Annotated in this window: 17 protein-coding genes; 13 read left to right on the top strand and 4 right to left on the bottom strand. The window is 67.1% G+C overall.

What is annotated here, in order from left to right; translation table 11 throughout:
• Positions 1–154: 154 nt before the first annotated feature.
• From QM470_RS20205 to QM470_RS20195, 3 genes are all read left to right on the top strand, one after another.
• Entirely contained in the window at positions 155–661 is a 507-nt protein-coding gene (locus tag QM470_RS20205) for a sigma-70 family RNA polymerase sigma factor (protein WP_283340510.1), read from the top strand.
• Entirely contained in the window at positions 658–1,659 is a 1,002-nt protein-coding gene (locus QM470_RS20200; protein ID WP_283340509.1) for a FecR family protein, read from the top strand. The genes QM470_RS20205 and QM470_RS20200 overlap by 4 nt, the downstream gene beginning before the upstream one ends.
• Before the next feature lie 130 nt (positions 1,660–1,789).
• Positions 1,790–4,258, top strand: a complete 2,469-nt coding sequence (locus QM470_RS20195; protein WP_283340508.1) for a TonB-dependent siderophore receptor — start codon at positions 1,790–1,792, stop codon at positions 4,256–4,258.
• Between the two features lie 86 nt (positions 4,259–4,344).
• On the opposite strand, the gene QM470_RS20190 is transcribed toward QM470_RS20195, so the two are convergent.
• The gene (locus QM470_RS20190) at positions 4,345–4,791 is read right to left on the bottom strand and encodes a DUF2214 family protein (protein WP_283340507.1); all 447 of its coding nucleotides are present in this window, start codon (positions 4,789–4,791) and stop codon (positions 4,345–4,347) included.
• Positions 4,788–5,720 (bottom strand): LysR family transcriptional regulator, encoded by a 933-nt coding sequence (locus QM470_RS20185; protein WP_283340506.1) that lies wholly within the window; start codon positions 5,718–5,720, stop codon positions 4,788–4,790. The genes QM470_RS20190 and QM470_RS20185 overlap by 4 nt, the downstream gene beginning before the upstream one ends.
• A 324-nt stretch (positions 5,721–6,044) precedes the next feature.
• On the opposite strand from QM470_RS20185, the gene QM470_RS20180 reads away from it, so the two are divergent.
• From QM470_RS20180 to QM470_RS20165, 4 genes are all read left to right on the top strand, one after another.
• Positions 6,045–8,237 carry a malate synthase G gene (locus tag QM470_RS20180; protein ID WP_283340505.1) on the top strand — a complete coding sequence of 731 codons (2,193 nt, stop codon included), beginning with the start codon at positions 6,045–6,047 and terminating at the stop codon, positions 8,235–8,237.
• Positions 8,238–8,406: 169 nt separating this feature from the next.
• Positions 8,407–9,093 (top strand): CsgG/HfaB family protein, encoded by a 687-nt coding sequence (locus tag QM470_RS20175; RefSeq protein ID WP_066541495.1) that lies wholly within the window; start codon positions 8,407–8,409, stop codon positions 9,091–9,093.
• Between the two features lie 11 nt (positions 9,094–9,104).
• Entirely contained in the window at positions 9,105–9,473 is a 369-nt protein-coding gene (locus QM470_RS20170; RefSeq protein WP_283340504.1) for a DUF4810 domain-containing protein, read from the top strand.
• Position 9,474: 1 nt separating this feature from the next.
• Positions 9,475–10,146: a DUF799 domain-containing protein gene (locus tag QM470_RS20165; protein WP_283340503.1), complete on the top strand. Its 672-nt coding sequence runs from the start codon at positions 9,475–9,477 to the stop codon at positions 10,144–10,146.
• A gap of 139 nt (positions 10,147–10,285) precedes the next feature.
• Here QM470_RS20165 and QM470_RS20160 read toward each other — a convergent pair whose 3' ends face one another.
• Positions 10,286–11,182 carry a LysR family transcriptional regulator gene (locus QM470_RS20160; RefSeq protein ID WP_283340573.1) on the bottom strand — a complete coding sequence of 299 codons (897 nt, stop codon included), beginning with the start codon at positions 11,180–11,182 and terminating at the stop codon, positions 10,286–10,288.
• Between the two features lie 80 nt (positions 11,183–11,262).
• On the opposite strand from QM470_RS20160, the gene QM470_RS20155 reads away from it, so the two are divergent.
• From QM470_RS20155 to QM470_RS20140, 4 genes are all read left to right on the top strand, one after another.
• Positions 11,263–12,660 (top strand): acyclic terpene utilization AtuA family protein, encoded by a 1,398-nt coding sequence (locus tag QM470_RS20155; RefSeq protein WP_283340502.1) that lies wholly within the window; start codon positions 11,263–11,265, stop codon positions 12,658–12,660.
• Positions 12,653–13,036: an AtuA-related protein gene (locus QM470_RS20150; protein ID WP_283340501.1), complete on the top strand. Its 384-nt coding sequence runs from the start codon at positions 12,653–12,655 to the stop codon at positions 13,034–13,036. The genes QM470_RS20155 and QM470_RS20150 overlap by 8 nt, the downstream gene beginning before the upstream one ends.
• A 54-nt stretch (positions 13,037–13,090) precedes the next feature.
• Positions 13,091–14,089: a Bug family tripartite tricarboxylate transporter substrate binding protein gene (locus tag QM470_RS20145; protein WP_283340500.1), complete on the top strand. Its 999-nt coding sequence runs from the start codon at positions 13,091–13,093 to the stop codon at positions 14,087–14,089.
• A 137-nt stretch (positions 14,090–14,226) separates the two neighbouring features.
• On the top strand, positions 14,227–15,141 hold the full coding sequence (locus tag QM470_RS20140) for a ChaN family lipoprotein (protein ID WP_283340499.1): 915 nt from the start codon (positions 14,227–14,229) through the stop codon (positions 15,139–15,141).
• 74 nt (positions 15,142–15,215) lie between these two features.
• Here QM470_RS20140 and QM470_RS20135 read toward each other — a convergent pair whose 3' ends face one another.
• On the bottom strand, positions 15,216–16,103 hold the full coding sequence (locus QM470_RS20135; protein ID WP_283340498.1) for a LysR family transcriptional regulator: 888 nt from the start codon (positions 16,101–16,103) through the stop codon (positions 15,216–15,218).
• A 71-nt stretch (positions 16,104–16,174) separates the two neighbouring features.
• Between QM470_RS20135 and QM470_RS20130 the strand changes: the two genes are divergently transcribed.
• Positions 16,175–16,375, top strand: a complete 201-nt coding sequence (locus tag QM470_RS20130; RefSeq protein ID WP_283340497.1) for a hypothetical protein — start codon at positions 16,175–16,177, stop codon at positions 16,373–16,375.
• 161 nt (positions 16,376–16,536) lie between these two features.
• Positions 16,537–16,794, top strand: a complete 258-nt coding sequence (locus QM470_RS20125; RefSeq protein ID WP_283340496.1) for a cysteine-rich CWC family protein — start codon at positions 16,537–16,539, stop codon at positions 16,792–16,794.
• Positions 16,795–17,040: the final 246 nt, after the last annotated feature.

The raw sequence follows: 17,040 nt of genomic DNA, 5'->3' as shown, positions 1-17,040 counted from the left end.
CTGCCTGCGGGCCATGCCCCATCCCCAGCCGCCTCCGGGCGGCTTTTTGACGTGCGGCCTTTCCGCCACAGTGGCGGACGATCCCCTGTATCAGGGGTGCAAAATCTATAATAAGAGTCATTCTCATTGATGGCTTTGTTGCTCCGCCTCGTCCATGTCTGCGCTCTCTCCCGTTGACCGCCTGCGTGCCCAGGCGCTGTTCTCCGACCACCACCCCTGGCTGCTGGGCCGTCTGCACGACCGCCTGCGCAACCGTGCGCAGGCCGAGGACATGGCCTCCGAGACCTTCGTCCAGGTCATCAGCAGCGAGCGCCTGGCTGCCATCGAGCAGCCGCGCGCCTTCCTGACCACCGTGGCCAAGCGGGTGCTGTACGAATTCTGGCGCCGGCGCGATCTGGAGCGGGCCTATTGCGCGGTGCTGGAACAGCTGCCTGAAAGCCACATGCCCTCTGCCGAAGACCGGGCCCTGCTGCTGGAATCGCTGGACCGGATTGCCCAGGCCCTGGACGGGCTGAGCGACAAGGCGCGCCACGCCTTTTTGCTCAGCCAGCTCGACGGACTGACCTACCAGGAGATCGCCACGCAGATCGGCGTCTCGCACGGCATGGTGCGCAAGTACATGGCCCAGGGCTGGCGCGCCTGCACGCTGGCCACGCTATGAGGGCCAAGGTAACGGCGCGCACGCTCGATCCCGTCACCGAAGCCGCCATCGAATGGCTGGTGGTGCTGCGCTCCGGCGCCACCACGGGGGCCGAGCAGCAGGCCTTCGAGCACTGGCTGCAGGGCAGCCAGGCCCACCGCCAGGCCTGGGAGCAACTGACCGGACCGGTCCAAGGCCTGTTCACCCAAGCACACGCGCTGAACCAGCGCCACCCCGGCCAGGCCGAGGTCATCAACGGCACGCTGCACGACAGCAGCCGGCGCCTGGTCCAGCGCCGCCGTCTGCTGCGCGGCGCGCTGGCCGTGGGCGGCCTGTCGGCCGGCGGCGCGCTGCTGGCCGACCGCTGCTGGCCCCTGCAGGACATGCTGGCCGCGTGGTGCACGGGTACAGGCCAGCGGCGCGAGTTTGCCCTGGCGGACGGCAGCACCTTGCTGCTCAATGCCCGCTCGGCCGCCAACCCCTTGCACACCCCAGGCGTGCGCGGCGTGGCGCTGCAGGCAGGGGAGGCCATTGCCCAGGTCACGGCGGGAAGCACCCCTTTTGCCCTGCGCGGCCCGCACGGCCAGCTCCAGGTGGAGCCCGGCGTGCAGGCGCGCATGCTGATGCGCCTGGACACCACACGCAGCCTGGCCGTGGCGCTGGAACAGCCGCTGCAGCTGAGCACGCCCCAGGGCGCACAACAGGCACTGGCACCGGGCCAGGCGGCCTGGTTCGGTCCGGACGGCATCGATGCCGCCCCCCACATCGCGTCCACCGCCGCCACCTGGCAGCGCGGCCAGCTGGAGGTGCACGACCGCCCGCTGGGCGAGGTCGTTGCGGCCCTGCGCGCCTACCGGCGCGGTTTCATCCGCATCACCGATGCGGCCGCCGCCCTGCAGGTCTACGGCAGCTACCCGCTGGATGACACCGACCATGCCCTGGCCGCCATCGCCCAGACGCTGCCCGTGGTGGTGCACCACCAGGCAGGGGGGTGGCTGGTGCGCATCGCCCTGGCGTAAGGCCCGGCAGGCGGCCACATACACATGCGTCGTGATCCGCACTTTTTTTAGGCAGGCGGTAGCACTTTCGGCGGCTCGTTGCACATCCGGTGAAAGCCTTTTTGTTTGTGACCTTTCACCGGAACCCGCCATGCGACGCGCCACCCCGTTCACCCCGCTGCCACCCCGCGCCCTGCGCCCCACCGTGCTTGCCACCGCCTTGCTGCTGGCCTGTGCCGCCCCCGCCGTGCAGGCCCAGGCCTCCACAATCTCTGCCGATGCCGAGGTCCGCAGCTTCGACATCCCCGCCCAGCCCCTGGGGGTCACGCTGGCGCGCATCGCCACCGAGGGCGGGCAGACCATCTCCATCGATGCCGCCCTGGTCCGCGGTCGCGCCTCCCCTGCCGTGCAGGGCCGCTACACGCTGCAGCAAGCGGCCCAGGCTGCGCTGGTCGGCAGCGGACTGGAACTGGTGCGCATGGCCAACGGCAGCTGGGGGCTGCGCGCAGCGCCAGCCGGCAAACCGGCCTCCGGTGCCGGCACGGCATCGGGCAGTGATGTCTCCCTGGGGGAAGTACGTGTGACCGCCCAGGGGGAGCGCAGCCTGGCGACCGAGCACACCGGCAGCTACACCACGCACGCCCTCTCCATTGGCAAGATGCCGCAGTCGATCCGCGAGACGCCGCAATCGGTCACCGTGGTGACGCGCCAGCAGATGGAAGACCAGCATCTGGTGGCCGTGGAAGATGTGATCGCCCAGACCACGGGCACATCCAAGTCGCAGCGCAACTATGGCGCCCATGTCTACACCATGCGCGGCTATGAGATTCCCGACAGCAACTACCTGCTCGACGGTGTGGGCGGCGCCAGCTACAGCCCCACGGGCTGGGTGCCCATGGACACCGCCATCCTGGACCGTGTGGAAGTGCTGCGCGGCGCCGGCGCCCTGGTGGTCGGCGCTGGCGACCCCAGCGGCGTGGTCAACATGGTGCGCAAGCGCCCGCGCAGCGAAAAACACCTGGAAGTGGCCCAAAGCATTGGCTCGTGGAGCAATTACCGCAGCGAGATCGATGCCGGCGGCCCGCTCAACGAGGCTGGCACCGTGCGCGGCCGGGTGGTGGCCGCCTATACCGATCGCAAGTATTTCTACGATCTGGCCCACAGCAAGGCTCCCATGCTCTACGGCGTGATCGATGCGGACCTGGGCGACAGCACCAAGCTCACCGTGGGCTACCGCCATGAGCAGGTGGGCATCGATGGCTATGCCATCTTCGGCCTGCCCAGCTACACCACCGGCGCGTCGCTGGGCCTGCCGCGCTCCACCTCGTTGGGCCAGCGCTGGAACCGGCACGATGCCAAGGTGGACGAAGTGTTTGCCGAACTGGAAAAACACTTTGCCGGCGACTGGGTGGGCAAGCTCACGCTCAACCGCAACAAGACCACGGTCACCCAGAAACTGGGCATGGCACGCGGCGCAGTCGACCCTGCCACCAATCTGGGTGCGTACTTTCTGGGCACGGAATTCACCGACCGCGATATCGATGCCAGTGGGCTGGACGCCCATGTCAGCGGCAGCTTCCAGGCATGGGGCGGGGTGCACAAGCTGATGTTCGGCACCAGCTGGAAGCAGCAGGACGTCTTCACCCAGTCGTTCACTGCCGGCCAGCGCATTCCGATCGACCTGTTCCACTTCAACCACGACCTGATTCCCGAGCCAGCCACGCCGGTGTATGACTTTGGGCTCAAGGAGCGTTCCAGCCTGCTGGGCATCTACGCCAGCGCCCGCCTGCAGCTGGCCGATCCCTTGCACCTGCACCTGGGCGGGCGCTTCAACTGGTTCAAGTTCCGCTCCAACGACCACTTCACGGGCGCGCTGACCAATGACTACCGGCAAAGCGGCCAGTTCACGCCCTATGCCGGTCTGGTGTACGACCTCGGCCCGCAGTGGTCGGTGTATGCCAGCTACACCAGCACCTTCGAGCCGCAATCGCAGTACGCCAACTTCGAAGGGCAGCAGCTCAAGCCTGCCATCGGCGCCAACTACGAAGCCGGTATCAAGGGCGAACTCATGGACAGCCGCCTGAACGTGGCGTTGTCGGTGTTCAACATCAAAAAGCGCAATGTCGCCGTCTACGACCGCGACCATGAAGGCCTGTGCCCCGGCATCACCACCAACGACTGCTACCGCAACGCCAGCCTGTTGCGCAGCAAGGGCTTCGATGCCGAAATCGGTGGCCGCATCGCCAGGGGCTGGGACGTTGCCGCAGGCTACACCTACCTGAGCACGCGCAATGCGGAAGGCCAGTCCCTGGCGTCCGATGCGCCACGCCATCTGCTGCGCCTGTCCACCAGCTACACCTTGCCGGATGCATGGTCGGACTGGAAGATTGGCGCCAGCCTGGCCGCACAAAGCAATGCCTATGTGGACACGGTGCAAAACCCCGGCCACGCCGTGCTGGACCTGCGTGCCGCCTACCGCATCAACCGCCAGTGGACAGCGTCCCTGAACATCGCCAACGTGACCGACCGCGTGTACTGGACGGCCATTGGCGGCACCCGCAACGGCAGCTACTACGGTGCCCCGCGCAATGCGACGCTGACCCTGCGCGGCACGTTCTGACCTGCGCCAGCACGCACCACCGGCGCCCGCCCATCCCGGCAGTGAAAAGGCCGCTCTGAAGCGGCCTTTTCAGCAGCGCCGCGCACTCACCAGCCGCGCGCCCAGAACACCGCGATGACGGCGATCACCGGAATCAGGTGCGACTGCCACATGATCCAGCGGCGCGTGCGGCGCACGGCCTCTTCCGGCGGCAGGCTGCCCTCGGCCTGCAAGGCCTTGGCCCAGCGGCGAAAGTCGATGGAGGGCTTGATGGACATCAGCGCCGCCAGCACAAACAGCGTCATCTTCAGGTGGAACAGCGGCTGGCTGACATACCAGCCCATGCCTTTGGCCCCCCACAGCACCCGCGCCACGCCGGACAGCAGCAGCACCACGGCGGCAATGCCGTAGATCAGGTCCAGCCGCGCCAGGCGCCGCACCACGGCGGCATTCATCCATTCGGCACGGCACAGGGCCGCCTCGCTGCTCAGGAACACCACCAGGGTCAGGATGGCCACGATGTGGATGGCGGCCAGTACAGCTTCCAGGGTCATGGATTCACTCCCTCGCGCCAGAACTCCGGGCGCTCATAGTGCATTTTGAGGTAATCGATCCACAGCCGCACGCGCAGCGGCATGTGTTTGCGTTGAGGAAAGACAACGTAAATGCCATTCGGGGGGGCGGCAAACGCTTCCAGCACCGCCACCAGCCGGCCGGCGGCGATCTCGGTCTCCACCTCCCAGGTGCTGCGCCAGGCCATGCCCCAGCCGCCCAGGCACCAGTCGTGCAGCACCTGGCCATCGGAGCAATCCAGCGGTCCCCCGGGTTTGATGTGCACCACTTCGCTGCTGCCACTGTCCTGCGGCATGCGAAACGCCCAGCCCCGCGTCTGCGAGGCATCGCTGGACAGCGTCAGGCAGCGGTGCTGCGCCAGCTCGCCCGGGTGGCGCGGCGTGCCGTAGCGCGCCAGATAGGCGGGCGTGGCCACGCACAGGCGCCGGTTGTCGGCCATGCGCACGCTGACCAGGGAAGAATCGGGCAGATCGCCCACGCGCACCGCGCAGTCATAGCCTTCACCGGCCAGGTCCACCACGCGGTCGCTGAGGTTCAGCGAAATCGTCACCTCGGGGTGCAGATCGTGAAAACGCGGCACCAGCGGCGCCACATGGCGGCGGCCAAAGCCGGCCGGCGCCGTGACGCGCAAATGCCCGGTGGCCTTGACGCCGCCGGCCGACACGCTGGCCTCGGCGTTGGCCACATCGGACAGCAGCCGCTGGCAGTCCTCCAGAAAAGCACTGCCCTCGTGTGTAAGGCTGATGCGCCGCGTGGTGCGCACCAGCAGCTTCACGCCCAGGTGCTCTTCCAGCGCGTCCAGGCGCCGCCCCATGATGGCGGGCGCCACCCCTTCCGCCTTGGCCGCAGCCGTCAGGCTGCCCTTGGTGGCAACGGAAACAAAGGATTCGAAGGCTTTGAGTTTGTCCATACACCCCGGTGCAGTCACAGTGCCTGGTGCAAGCCCGCAGCGTGGCGGCCCCTCCACGCCTTGCCATGGAATCGGCCGCTTGCGCCTGCGGTCCTTGCACGCACAGCGATCCAAACAGATATTGCTACAGCGCTGCCACCGTGGCAGAAAGGCCCGCAGCCCCACGCTGGTGCGCAGCATGCGTCACTTTTGCAAAAAAGTCATTGGTTTTGACATATTCGGTCGGTTTATTAACCGAATTATTTCTAATACAGTGTACCCAGCACCTATCCTGGTGGGCTGTTTCCGGCCCGCTTTGTTTTGTTTTCTGCCCACGAGGTTTCCATGACCCAACGCACCAACGCCCACGGCCTGCAAGTGGCCAACGAGCTGTACAACTTTGTGAACACACAAGTGCTGCCCGGCACCGGTGTGGAACAGGACGCCTTCTGGAAGGGCTTCAGCACCCTGGTGGGTGACCTGGCCCCCAAGAACGCCGCCCTGCTGGCCGAGCGGGACCGCCTGCAGACCGAGCTGGACACCTGGCACAAGGCCAACCCCGGCCCCATCGCCGACATGGCGGCCTACAAGCAGTTCCTGACGCAGATCGGCTACCTGGTCGAGTCCCCCAAGGACGCCAAGGCCACCACCGAAAACGTGGACGCCGAACTGGCCCAGATCGCCGGACCCCAGCTGGTGGTGCCCATTCTGAACGCCCGCTACGCACTGAATGCCGCCAACGCCCGCTGGGGCAGCCTGTATGACGCGCTGTACGGCACCGACGCCATCAGCGAAGAAGGCGGCGCAGAAAAGGGCAAGGGCTACAACCCCGTGCGCGGCGCCAAGGTCATCGCCTTCGCCCGCAACTTCCTGGACCAGTCCGTGCCGCTGGCCGCGGGCTCGCACGCCGATTCCACGGCCTACGCCGTCGAAGGCGGCAAGCTGGTCGTCACCCTCAAGGACGGCAGTAAGACCGGCCTGAAGGACGCGGACAAGTTCATCGGCTTCCAGGGTGATGCCGCAGCCCCCACTTCGGTGCTGCTGAAGAACCACGGCCTGCACATCGACATCATCGTCAACAAGTCCACCCCCATCGGCAGCTCCGACGCCGCCGGCGTGTCCGACGTGGTCGTGGAAGCCGCCGTGTCCACCATCCTGGACCTGGAAGACTCCGTGGCAGCCGTGGACGCCGAAGACAAGGTGCTGGGCTACAGCAACTGGCTGGGCATTCTGAAGGGCACGCTGACCGAATCGTTCGAAAAGGGCGGCAAGACGCTGACCCGCGGCCTGAACGGCGACCGCACTTACACGGGCGCCAACGGCCAGCCGGTCACGCTGCACGGCCGCTCGCTGATGTTCCTGCGCAATGTGGGCCACCTGATGACCAACCCGGCCATCCTGTGGGGTGCTGAAGGCAAGGAAATTCCCGAAGGCATCCTGGACGCCGTGGTGACCACCGCCATCGCCATGCACGACCTGCAGGGCCACGGTGCCAACGGCATCCGCAACAGCCGCACCGGCAGTGTCTACATCGTCAAGCCCAAGATGCACGGCCCCGTGGAAGTGGGCTTTGCCAACGAGCTGTTCGGTCGCGTCGAACAGCTGCTGGGCCTGAAGGCCAACACCGTGAAGCTGGGCATCATGGACGAGGAGCGCCGCACCTCCGTCAACCTGAAGGCGTCCATCGCCGCCGCCCCCGCCCGCGTGGCCTTCATCAACACCGGTTTCCTGGACCGCACCGGCGACGAGATGCACACCGCCATGCAAGCCGGCCCCATGGTGCGCAAGGGCGACATGAAGTCCTCCGCCTGGCTGGCCGCCTATGAGCGCAACAACGTGCTGGTGGGCCTGACCATGGGTCTGCGCGGCCGCGCCCAGATCGGCAAGGGCATGTGGGCCATGCCCGACCTGATGAAGGCCATGCTGGAGCAGAAGATCGGCCACCCCAAGGCCGGTGCCAACACCGCCTGGGTGCCGTCGCCCACCGGCGCCACGCTGCACGCCCTGCACTACCACCAGGTGAGCGTGGCCGATGTGCAGAAGGAACTGGAAAAGACCAGTGCCGACACCGAGCGCGACAACATCCTGGCCGATCTGCTGCAAATCCCCGTGGCCAAGGACCCTAAGTGGACCGACGCCGAAAAGCAGCAGGAGCTGGACAACAACGTGCAAGGCATCCTGGGCTATGTGGTGCGCTGGGTCGACGCCGGCGTGGGCTGCTCCAAGGTGCCCGACATCCACAACGTGGGCCTGATGGAAGACCGCGCCACGCTGCGCATCTCCAGCCAGCACATCGCCAACTGGCTGCTGCACGGCGTGGTGACCGAGCAGCAGGTGCGTGACACCTTTGCCCGCATGGCCAAGGTGGTGGACGGCCAGAATGCCGGCGACGCCAGCTACAAGAGCTTGGCCGCCAACCCCGGCGGCGCCGCTTTCCAGGCGGCCCTGGACTTGGTGTTCAAGGGCGTGGAACAGCCTTCCGGCTACACCGAACCCCTGCTGCACGCCTGGCGTCTGAAGGTCAAGGCCGGCGCATAAGGACTTCCCCCGGCGGCAGCGCGCATTCGCCACTGCCGTATGACATGGCGCAAAAGCGGCACCTTTGGGTGCCGCTTTTTTGCGTTCTGCGTACATCTTGTCAGCCAGTTAAAAGTATCTTGCTGTTACATACGCGCAGAATTCATTTCTTTTATTCCTGCACGATCACATGCGCTCTTTCCAACTGACTTTCCTGGCCGCTGTCGTGGCCACGCCGCTGGTGCTGACCGGCTGCGCAACCGAAACCTCCCAGGCCGTGGCCGCCACCCAGACCCAGAGCGCCACCCGCAGCTACCACGGCCCGCGCAGCCCGATTGCCGTGGGCAAGTTCGACAACCGTTCCAGCTACCTGCGTGGTGCGTTTTCTGACGGCGCGGACCGGCTGGGCAGCCAGGCCAAGACCATTTTGATGGCCCATCTGCAGCAGACCAACCGCTTCAATGTGCTGGACCGGGACAACATGGCCGAGATCAAGCAGGAAGCGGCCATCCAGGGCGCCACCCAGCAGCTCAAGGGCGCAGACTATGTGGTCACCGGTGACATCTCCGAATTCGGCCGCAAGGAAGTCGGCGACAAACAGCTGTTCGGTGTGCTGGGCCGCGGCAAGACCCAGACGGCCTACGCCAAGGTCACACTGAACATTGTCAACATCCGCACCTCGGAAGTGGTGCGCTCCGTGCAAGGCGCAGGCGAATACCAGCTCTCCAACCGCGAAATCATCGGCTTCGGCGGCACCGCCAGCTATGACTCCACCCTCAACGGCAAGGTGCTGGATCTGGCCATCCGCGAAGCCGTGGACCGTCTGGGCGAAGCCGTGGATGCCGGCGCACTGCCTGCCCTCTCGGCGCAGCGTTGAAGGAGCACGCCATGAAGATCACTTCGGCCATCCGTACCGGCAGCGCCCTGGCCCTGACTGCCTTGTTGGTGGGCTGCGTGTCCGCACCCAAGCCACTCTACAGCTGGAACGGCTACCAGACGCAGGTTTACAGCTACCTCAAGAGCGATGGGCCGGCACAGGAAGAACAGATCCTGGAGCTGGAAAAAGGCGTGCAACAAACCGCCGGCAAGGATGCACACCTGCCCCCCGGCTACCAGGCCCACCTCGGTCTGCTGTACCTGAACACCGGCCGCACCGACCAGGCCCTGGCCGCCTGGGAACAGGAGAAACAGCAGTTTCCCGAGTCGGCTCCCTACATCAACTACCTGGTCAGCAACCTGAAGAAGAACGGCAACTGATATGCGCTTCCCCCGGATTTCCCGCGCCCTGCAATGGGGCGCCCTGCTGGCCACCAGCGCCTGGCTGGCCGGCTGTGTCACAGCCCCCACCAAGGACTACAGCGCCTACCGCGCCGCCAAGCCGGCCTCCATTCTGGTGCTCCCACCGGTCAACGACGCCCCCGAAGTCCAGGCCAGCGCCAGCGTGCTGTCACAGGCCACCCTGCCTTTGGCCGAGGCCGGCTACTACGTGATGCCTGTCACGCTGGTGAGTGAAACCTTCCGCCAGAACGGCCTGGAAATCGCCGGTGACATCCACGAAGTGCCGACGCCCAAGCTCAAGGAAATCTTCGGCGCCGATGCCGCGCTGTACATCCGCGTGACCAAGTACGGCACCACCTACCAGGTAATCCAGAGTGCCACGGTGGTCAGCGTCGAGGCCCGCCTCGTCGACCTGCGCACCGGCGAGCAGCTGTGGGACGGTCGTGCATCCGCCTCCAACCAGGAAGGCGGCAACAACTCCGGTGGCGGTCTGATCGGCATGCTGGTGACGGCCCTGGTCAACCAGATCATCAACTCCGCCACCGATGCGGCCCACCCCATGGCGGGAGTGGCCACCAACCGCCTGCTCGCGGTGGGTGCTCCCAACGGTCTGCTGTACGGCCCGCGCTCGCCGCAGTACGGCAAGAACTGAACCCGCGCAGCGCAAAGCCAAGGCCCTTCGGGGCCTTTTTTCATGGTTGCCTGACTGACATTCCTTGCGCACGCGGGGCCACCGGTCTGCCCCATCCTCGCGCGGCCAAGCCGACATGCGCGCATGCGAAGCACAGACCCTAGGCTTGCCCCAACGTCGGCTGCATTGCGAGCATCAGGCGGTACAGGGCCTGGGCCGCCACCGACAGGCTGCGCTCGCGCCGGCGCACCAGGTAGATCTGGCGCTCCATCCCGGGCAGCGGCAAGGGCCGGGTGCACAGGCCCGGTTTGTCAAAGTGGAACAGCGACAGCGCCGGCACCACGCTGATGCCCAGGCCCGCCTGCACCAGCCCCATCACCGTGGCCAGTTGCTCCACCTCCACCAGGGTGCGCAGGGTTTGCGGAAACAGTGCGGCATCCAGGTACTGGCGCACGCTGCTGTGCCGGGCCAGGTGCACAAACGGCCAGGGCTGCAGATCGCCCACCCGGATCTGCGCCTGGGCGGCCAGCGGATGGTCGGTGCGGCACACCAGGTGAAAGTCGTCGCGGCAAAACGGTTCGGCCTGCAGCTCCGGCGTATCGGCGCGGATGGCCGCCAGGGCAAAGTCGGCATCGCCCTGGGCTACGGCGGCAATGCAGGGCTCGGACAGCACATCGTGCACCGCCAGCTCCACCCCCGGGTGTTGGGACATGAACTGCGCCAGCACCTGCGGCAGCCACCCCGCCGCCAGCGACGGCAGCAGCGCCACCGCCACATGGCCGCGCGCCAGCTGGGCCGTGTCGCGCATGGCGCGGGCGCAGTCGTCCAGCTCGGCCGCAATGCGCTGGGCCGACAGCAAGAAGCGCTCGCCTTCCTGGGTCAGCAGCACATGGCGCGTGCTGCGATCGAACAGGCGCAGACCCACGCTGTCTTCCAGCGCCTTGATGAGGGCGCTGAACGCAGGCTGGGAGAGGTGGCAGCGCGCAGCGGCGCGGGTGAAGTTCTTCACCTCGGCCAGCGCCAGAAAGGCCTGGATGTCCCGCGCCGAAAGATTCATCTGCATTCCAAATCAATTCATCTCAACTATCGATTTCACAGCTTAGATGCCGCTTCCTATAGTGGTCTACAGGAGATTCCATGACACCCGCTACGCCCCCTCCCGCCCCTTTGCTGATTGGCTGCGCCGCCGGCTTCTCGGGCGACCGCATCGATGCCGCCGGCCCCGTGGTGCAAGAGCTGATCCGCCAGCAGCAACCGGCGGTGCTGATTTTTGAGACCCTGGCCGAGCGCACGCTGGCACTGGCCCAGCTGGCCCGCCGCAGCAACCCGGAAGCCGGCTTCGAGCCGCTGATGCCCGAATTCCTGCGTCCCGTGCTGGCCGACTGCCTGCAGCACGGCATCCGCATCGTCAGCAACTTTGGCGCGGCCAACCCGCCAGCGGCGGCCCGCGCCATCCAGCGCCTGGCGCAGGAGCTGGGCATCCGCGCGCCGCGCATTGCGGTGGTGTATGGCGATGACCTGAGCGCGCCCGCACACCGCCCGCTGCTGACCGCCGCCCTGGCCGAGCGCATGCCCGCACAGGAGCTGGTCAGCGCCAATGCCTACATCGGCGCACAGCCCATTGCGGCAGCGCTGCAGGCCGGGGCCGAGATCGTGGTCTGCGGGCGGGTGTCCGACCCCTCCCTGGTGGTGGGCCCCGTCATGGCCCACTACGGCTGGGCCTGGGACGACTGGGACCGCCTGGGCCGCGCCACCATGGTCGGCCATTTGCTGGAATGCGGCACGCAAGTCACCGGGGGCTACTTTGCCGACCCCGGCTACAAGGACGTGCCGGGCATGGACCGCCTGGGCTACCCGATTGCCGAGGTGGATGCCGAGGGGCACTGCACGCTGTTCAAGCCACAGGGCACCGGCGGCTGCATCACCACGGCCACCGTCAAGGAACAGCTGCTGTACGAAATCCACGACCCGGCGCAGTACCTGACCCCCGATGTGGTGGCCGACATCAGCACCTCAGAAGTCATCGCCGTCGGCCCGGACCGGGTGCGCCTGCAGGGGGTGCAAGGCCATGCCCGCCCCGACACGCTCAAGGTCAATGTCTGCTACGCCACCGGCTGGTTTGCCGAGGCCGAAATCTCCTACGCCGGCCCCCGTGCCGCGGAGCGTGCGCGCCTGGCGGGGCAAACCATCCAGCAGCGCCTGGGCCATATCGCCCCCCTGCGCACCGACCTGATTGGCGTGACCAGCGTGTGGGGCGATGACCACAGCCGCTGGCTGGAAGGCGCCGACCTGCAGCAGGCCAGCCAGGATGTGCGCCTGCGCATGGCCTGGCAGCATGCCGAGCACGCGGCCGCCCTGCGCCTGCCGCGCGAGGTGAATGCCCTGTACTGCTGCGGCCCGGCCGGCGGCGGTGGCGTGCGCACCCATATGCGCCAGCGGCTGGGGCTGACCTCGTGCTACATCGCCCAGCAGCACATTCCCACCGGCTTCACCTGGGCCGCCCCTTTGACCACCACGGAGCTGTCCCATGCCTGAGCCCACCACCACCCTGCCGCTGTACCGGCTGGCCCATGGCCGCACAGGCGACAAAGGCAACCGCTCCAACATCAGCGTGATCGCCTACCACCCCGCGCTGTGGGAACTGGTCCATGCCCAGGTCACCGCAGACGCCGTGCGCGCCCTGTTTGCCGACCGCCAGCCGGGCCAGGTCACCCGCCACGTGCTGCCGCGGTTGCAGGCCATGAACCTGGTGCTGGACGATGTGCTGGACGGGGGCGTGAACGATGCCCTCAACCTCGACAGCCACGGCAAGACCCTGTGCTTTCGCGTGCTGCAAATGCCCATTGCCGTGCCCACCGCGCTGCTGCCCCAGTTGCAGCCGCATCTGGCCGGCCCCCCGACAGACGCCTAGGCGGCAGCAGACCGCCAACGTACTGCTTTCATAACCATACCAAGGAGACACACCATGCCGACACTGCCCCATCCCGCCCCCCTGGCCCGCCTCGCTCGCCGCACCCTGCTGGCCAGCGGTATCGCCCTGGCCCTGGCCCCCAGCGCCTTTGCCCAAGGCGCCTACCCCAACAAGCCCATCACCCTGCTGGTGCCGTTTGCCGCCGGCAGTGCCACCGACCAGCTGGCCCGCGCCCTGGGACAGTCCATCACCGACCAGACCAAACAGCCCGTGGTGGTGGAAAACAAGGGAGGGGCCAGCGGCATGATTGCCGCGCAGGCCGCAGCCAAGGCCGCCCCGGACGGCTACACCGTGCTGATCACCACCAACACCACGCATGCGGCCAATGAACACCTGTACAAAAAGCTGTCCTACGACCCCGTCAAGGACTTTGCGCCGCTGGGCGGCTTGGGCAAGGGCGGCCAGGTGCTGGTGGTGCCCGCCAATGCGCCCTACAAGAGCGTGGGCGAGCTGGTGGCCTTTGCCAAGGCCAACCCCGGCAAGCTGAGCTTCGGCAGCGGCAGCTCGTCCAGCCGCATCGCAGGCGAGATGCTCAAGCAACTGGCGGGCGTGGACATCCTGCATGTGCCCTACAAGAGCAACCCGCTGGCCATCACCGACCTGCTGGGCGGACAGATCAACCTCATGATCACCGACGTCTCCACCGGCGTCCCGCAGATCAAGGCAGGCAAGCTGCGCGCCCTGGGCTACTCCACCCCCAAGCGCAGCACCCAGCTGCCCGATGTACCCACCATTGCAGAAGCCGGCGTCAAGGGCTACGACATGGGCTACTGGTTTGCCGCCTATGCCCCCGCCCACACGCCGGCCCCCGTGGTGACCAAACTCAACCAGTTGCTGACCACTGCCGTGGCCAGCGCCGCCGCCAAATCGTTCTTCGAGATGTCGGGCTCCGAGCCCTGGACCACCACCCCGCAGGAGCTGGCCCAGTTCCAGGCGGCAGAAACCCAGAAGTGGGGCCAGGTGATCAAGGCCGCGGGCATCACACCCGAATGAGGGCCTTGCCCCGGGAAGCCAGGCGACCGCCGCGCTTTCCGGGTGCCATATGGCGCCATCCACTGCCAGGCCCTGCGGGGCCTTTTTTTCTGGGGAGTGGGCAGGGGAATGCCCATGGCTTCCGCTACCATGCGCCCATGCAGTTGAAAACCATTCTCATTAACAAGCTTGCACGCGCCACCTTGGCGGCGGCGGTGCTGGCCCTGGCCGGCTGTGGCGCACTGCGCTCGCCCCCTCCATCCTCCCTGGCCGCAGACGCCCTCGATGCCCCGGCCTGGCTGCAGCATCTGGAACGTTTCGACCGTGCCCAGCCCCTGCCCGCCATCCTGCTGCTGGGCGAACAGCACGATGCCCCCGCCCACCAGCAGTGGGAGCGCGACACCATCCAGGCCCTGGCCCGTGACGGCCGCCTGGCGGCCGTGGTGCTGGAGATGGCCCATGCCGGCACGGACAGCCGTGCGCTGGACGCCAACCCCAGCGAAAACGATGTCCAGGCCGCACTGCAATGGAATGCCGCCGGCTGGCCCTGGGAACGCTATGCCCCCGTGGTCATGGCCGCCGTGCAGGCCGGCGTGCCGGTCTATGGCGGCAATCTGGCGCGCAGCGCCATGCGGGGCGTGATGCAGCAAGCCCACTGGGACCAGCACCTGCCCCCTGAAGCCTGGGAGCGCCAGCGCGATGCCATCCGCACCGGCCACTGCGGCCTGCTGCCTGAGGCCCAGCTCACCCCCATGGCCCGCATCCAGCTGGCCAAGGACGAGCGCATGGCCCAGACCGCCAAGGCCTTGCTCCAACCTGGCAAGACCGTGCTGATCGTGGCCGGGCGCGGCCATGTGCTGCGGGAGGTGGGGATCCCCACCTGGCTGCCGGCCCATATCACCACCGGTGTGGCCGTGGCCCAGGCCCAAGGCGCCGAGCCCACGCGGGTCAGCGACCGCGACTGGCTGGTCCACACCCCGGCCATCCCCGCCGAAGACCATTGCGCCGCACTGCGTGCGCAGTGGAAAGACGGTGCCCCAGGCACAAACCGGCCCGCCGCGAAACAGCCTTGACGGTGGGTATGCACCGCACCAGCGCACACGGCGGGCACGCCTGACACCAGCGGCTATAGAGAACCTGCCTTGCCTCAGCTGGCAAACGCCGCCAGCACCTGCAGCACCGCCTCCACCGCCGGGTTGGGCACGGGCAGCCGGCGGTGGGCGACCGCCATGGGGCGCAGCAGCGGCGGGTACAGCGGGCGGATGTCCACACCCGGCGCATGGCGCTGGTCCTCCACCTCTTCCAGCGGCAGCAGCGCCGCACTCTGGCTGGCGGCGGCCAGGCTTTTGAGGGCACCGGGGTAGGTCAGCGTCAGAAACGGACGCGGATGGTGGCCGGCCTGGCCAAACCAGGCAGAAATCAGCCCGTGCATCTGGGTGGCGGGCGCAAACGAGGCCCAGCGGCGCTCGGCCAGCCAATCCGGCGTGATCTGCGCCGGTGCATTCCAGGCCGAAGGCAGCAAAGCCACCATGGCGTCGGTACGCCAGGGCGTGAGCACAATGTCGGCCATCGCCGGCTGAAGGCCGGCCACCACGGCGATATCCAGCGTGCCGGCCTGCAGGCGCTGCATGGCGTCGGCAGAACACTCGGCCTCCAGCCGCACTTCCACGCCCGGGCTGCGCTGGCCCAGGGCTTCCAGCATCAAGGGCAGCAGCCGGGTGCTGACGCCGGCCGACACGCCCACACGCACCAGCCCTTCGCGCCCGCTGGCACGGCGCTGCACCAGCTCAATCAGATCGTCACTCGCCGCCAACAGCTTGCGGCCTTGCTCCACCAGCGCCGCACCGGCTGGTGTCAACTCGGCCTGCCGGCGCCCGCGCAGCAACAGCACGGCATCCAGGCGGGACTCCAGTTCCTTGATGTGCAGGCTCACCGTCGGCGGCGCCAGATGCAGTGCCTGTGCGGCGGCGGCGAAAGTGCCCAGATCGGCAATGGCGATCAGGGTCTGCAACTGGTCGAGGTTGAGATTACGCATCAGAATTTCTGCAGCAATGCTTCATTGAATTCAACTTTACGGATGGTAGTGCGGAATGGAACATCACGTCCATGCCCCACCAACCTCCGCCCACCACCGTTGTCTGTCCGCTCCTCCCGGAGCCGGTTGCTGCACCACCGGAGACCCGCCGCCACGTGGGGGGCTGTCTGCAGCGCAGCGCCCGCACCGCAGCGGTCCGTGCCCTGGACGCACTGCGGCGTGCCGAAAAGCGCATCACCGAGAACTTTCGGGTGCCGCCCCATGGTGGCTGAGGGACAGGCTGCAACGCCAGATCGGCAGCTCTCACCGGCCTTGGTGACGCAAGAATCTGTTGAATCTGTTTGGGCAAGCCCCAGCTATTGGGGCGGTGCAGGCACCCGCAGCCATATCCCCGCGCACCCTGGCCATGGCTGGCCGCCCTACACTGCACAGCATGGCGTTCTCTGCACCTTCCCCTGTCGCTTCCACCAGCGTGGACCCGCTGCGCTGCCCCCTGTGCGGCCAGAGCAACCAGTGCGCCATCACCGCCGGCCTGGCGCCGGAAAGCTGCTGGTGCATGAGCGCCGATATCGCTCCCGACGCGCTGGCCGCCATCCCCGAAGCCCAGCGCCGCCAATCCTGCCTGTGCCCGCGTTGCGCCGCCGGGCAGTTCCCGGGGACCGCCCCCACGATCACTGCACCGCGCAGCTGAGCAGAAAGCTACCGCGTTCCGTCCCGGGGACCGGTGCCCAGGGCCTGGCCAGGATGCGTGCGGCCACCCGCGTTGCCAGATGCGGCTGCAGCGATTTCCATCGGCACGACCAACCCCTGCCCCATCAATAAAAAAGAGCACGCGCAGCGTGCTCCTTTTTATGGGGTTGTCTGTCTGTAAATGGAAAACGGCGAATTAAATAATGGAGGGACCTTCGCCTTGCCTTCTGTATTTTTCTGCGCCGCC

The organism is Comamonas sp. 17RB, from assembly GCF_030056555.1.
GTDB classification, from domain to species: domain Bacteria; phylum Pseudomonadota; class Gammaproteobacteria; order Burkholderiales; family Burkholderiaceae_C; genus Comamonas; species Comamonas terrigena.
This window is presented reverse-complemented; position numbering and strand designations above follow the sequence as displayed.

Bases quoted from the DNA above. Each gene is read 5' to 3' on its own strand.
- QM470_RS20165 (WP_283340503.1), top strand. From the start codon at position 9,475: ATGCGCTTCCCCCGGATTTCCCGCGCCCTGCAATGGGGCGCCCTGCTG.
- QM470_RS20140 (WP_283340499.1), top strand. From the start codon at position 14,227: ATGCAGTTGAAAACCATTCTCATTAACAAGCTTGCACGCGCCACCTTG.
- QM470_RS20180 (WP_283340505.1), top strand. From the start codon at position 6,045: ATGACCCAACGCACCAACGCCCACGGCCTGCAAGTGGCCAACGAGCTG.
- QM470_RS20150 (WP_283340501.1), top strand. From the start codon at position 12,653: ATGCCTGAGCCCACCACCACCCTGCCGCTGTACCGGCTGGCCCATGGC.
- QM470_RS20185 (WP_283340506.1), bottom strand. From the start codon at position 5,720: ATGGACAAACTCAAAGCCTTCGAATCCTTTGTTTCCGTTGCCACCAAG.
- QM470_RS20200 (WP_283340509.1), top strand. From the start codon at position 658: ATGAGGGCCAAGGTAACGGCGCGCACGCTCGATCCCGTCACCGAAGCC.
- QM470_RS20205 (WP_283340510.1), top strand. From the start codon at position 155: ATGTCTGCGCTCTCTCCCGTTGACCGCCTGCGTGCCCAGGCGCTGTTC.
- QM470_RS20160 (WP_283340573.1), bottom strand. From the start codon at position 11,182: ATGAATCTTTCGGCGCGGGACATCCAGGCCTTTCTGGCGCTGGCCGAG.
- QM470_RS20145 (WP_283340500.1), top strand. From the start codon at position 13,091: ATGCCGACACTGCCCCATCCCGCCCCCCTGGCCCGCCTCGCTCGCCGC.
- QM470_RS20135 (WP_283340498.1), bottom strand. From the start codon at position 16,103: ATGCGTAATCTCAACCTCGACCAGTTGCAGACCCTGATCGCCATTGCC.
- QM470_RS20190 (WP_283340507.1), bottom strand. From the start codon at position 4,791: ATGACCCTGGAAGCTGTACTGGCCGCCATCCACATCGTGGCCATCCTG.
- QM470_RS20130 (WP_283340497.1), top strand. From the start codon at position 16,175: ATGCCCCACCAACCTCCGCCCACCACCGTTGTCTGTCCGCTCCTCCCG.
- QM470_RS20125 (WP_283340496.1), top strand. From the start codon at position 16,537: ATGGCGTTCTCTGCACCTTCCCCTGTCGCTTCCACCAGCGTGGACCCG.
- QM470_RS20170 (WP_283340504.1), top strand. From the start codon at position 9,105: ATGAAGATCACTTCGGCCATCCGTACCGGCAGCGCCCTGGCCCTGACT.
- QM470_RS20195 (WP_283340508.1), top strand. From the start codon at position 1,790: ATGCGACGCGCCACCCCGTTCACCCCGCTGCCACCCCGCGCCCTGCGC.
- QM470_RS20175 (WP_066541495.1), top strand. From the start codon at position 8,407: ATGCGCTCTTTCCAACTGACTTTCCTGGCCGCTGTCGTGGCCACGCCG.
- QM470_RS20155 (WP_283340502.1), top strand. From the start codon at position 11,263: ATGACACCCGCTACGCCCCCTCCCGCCCCTTTGCTGATTGGCTGCGCC.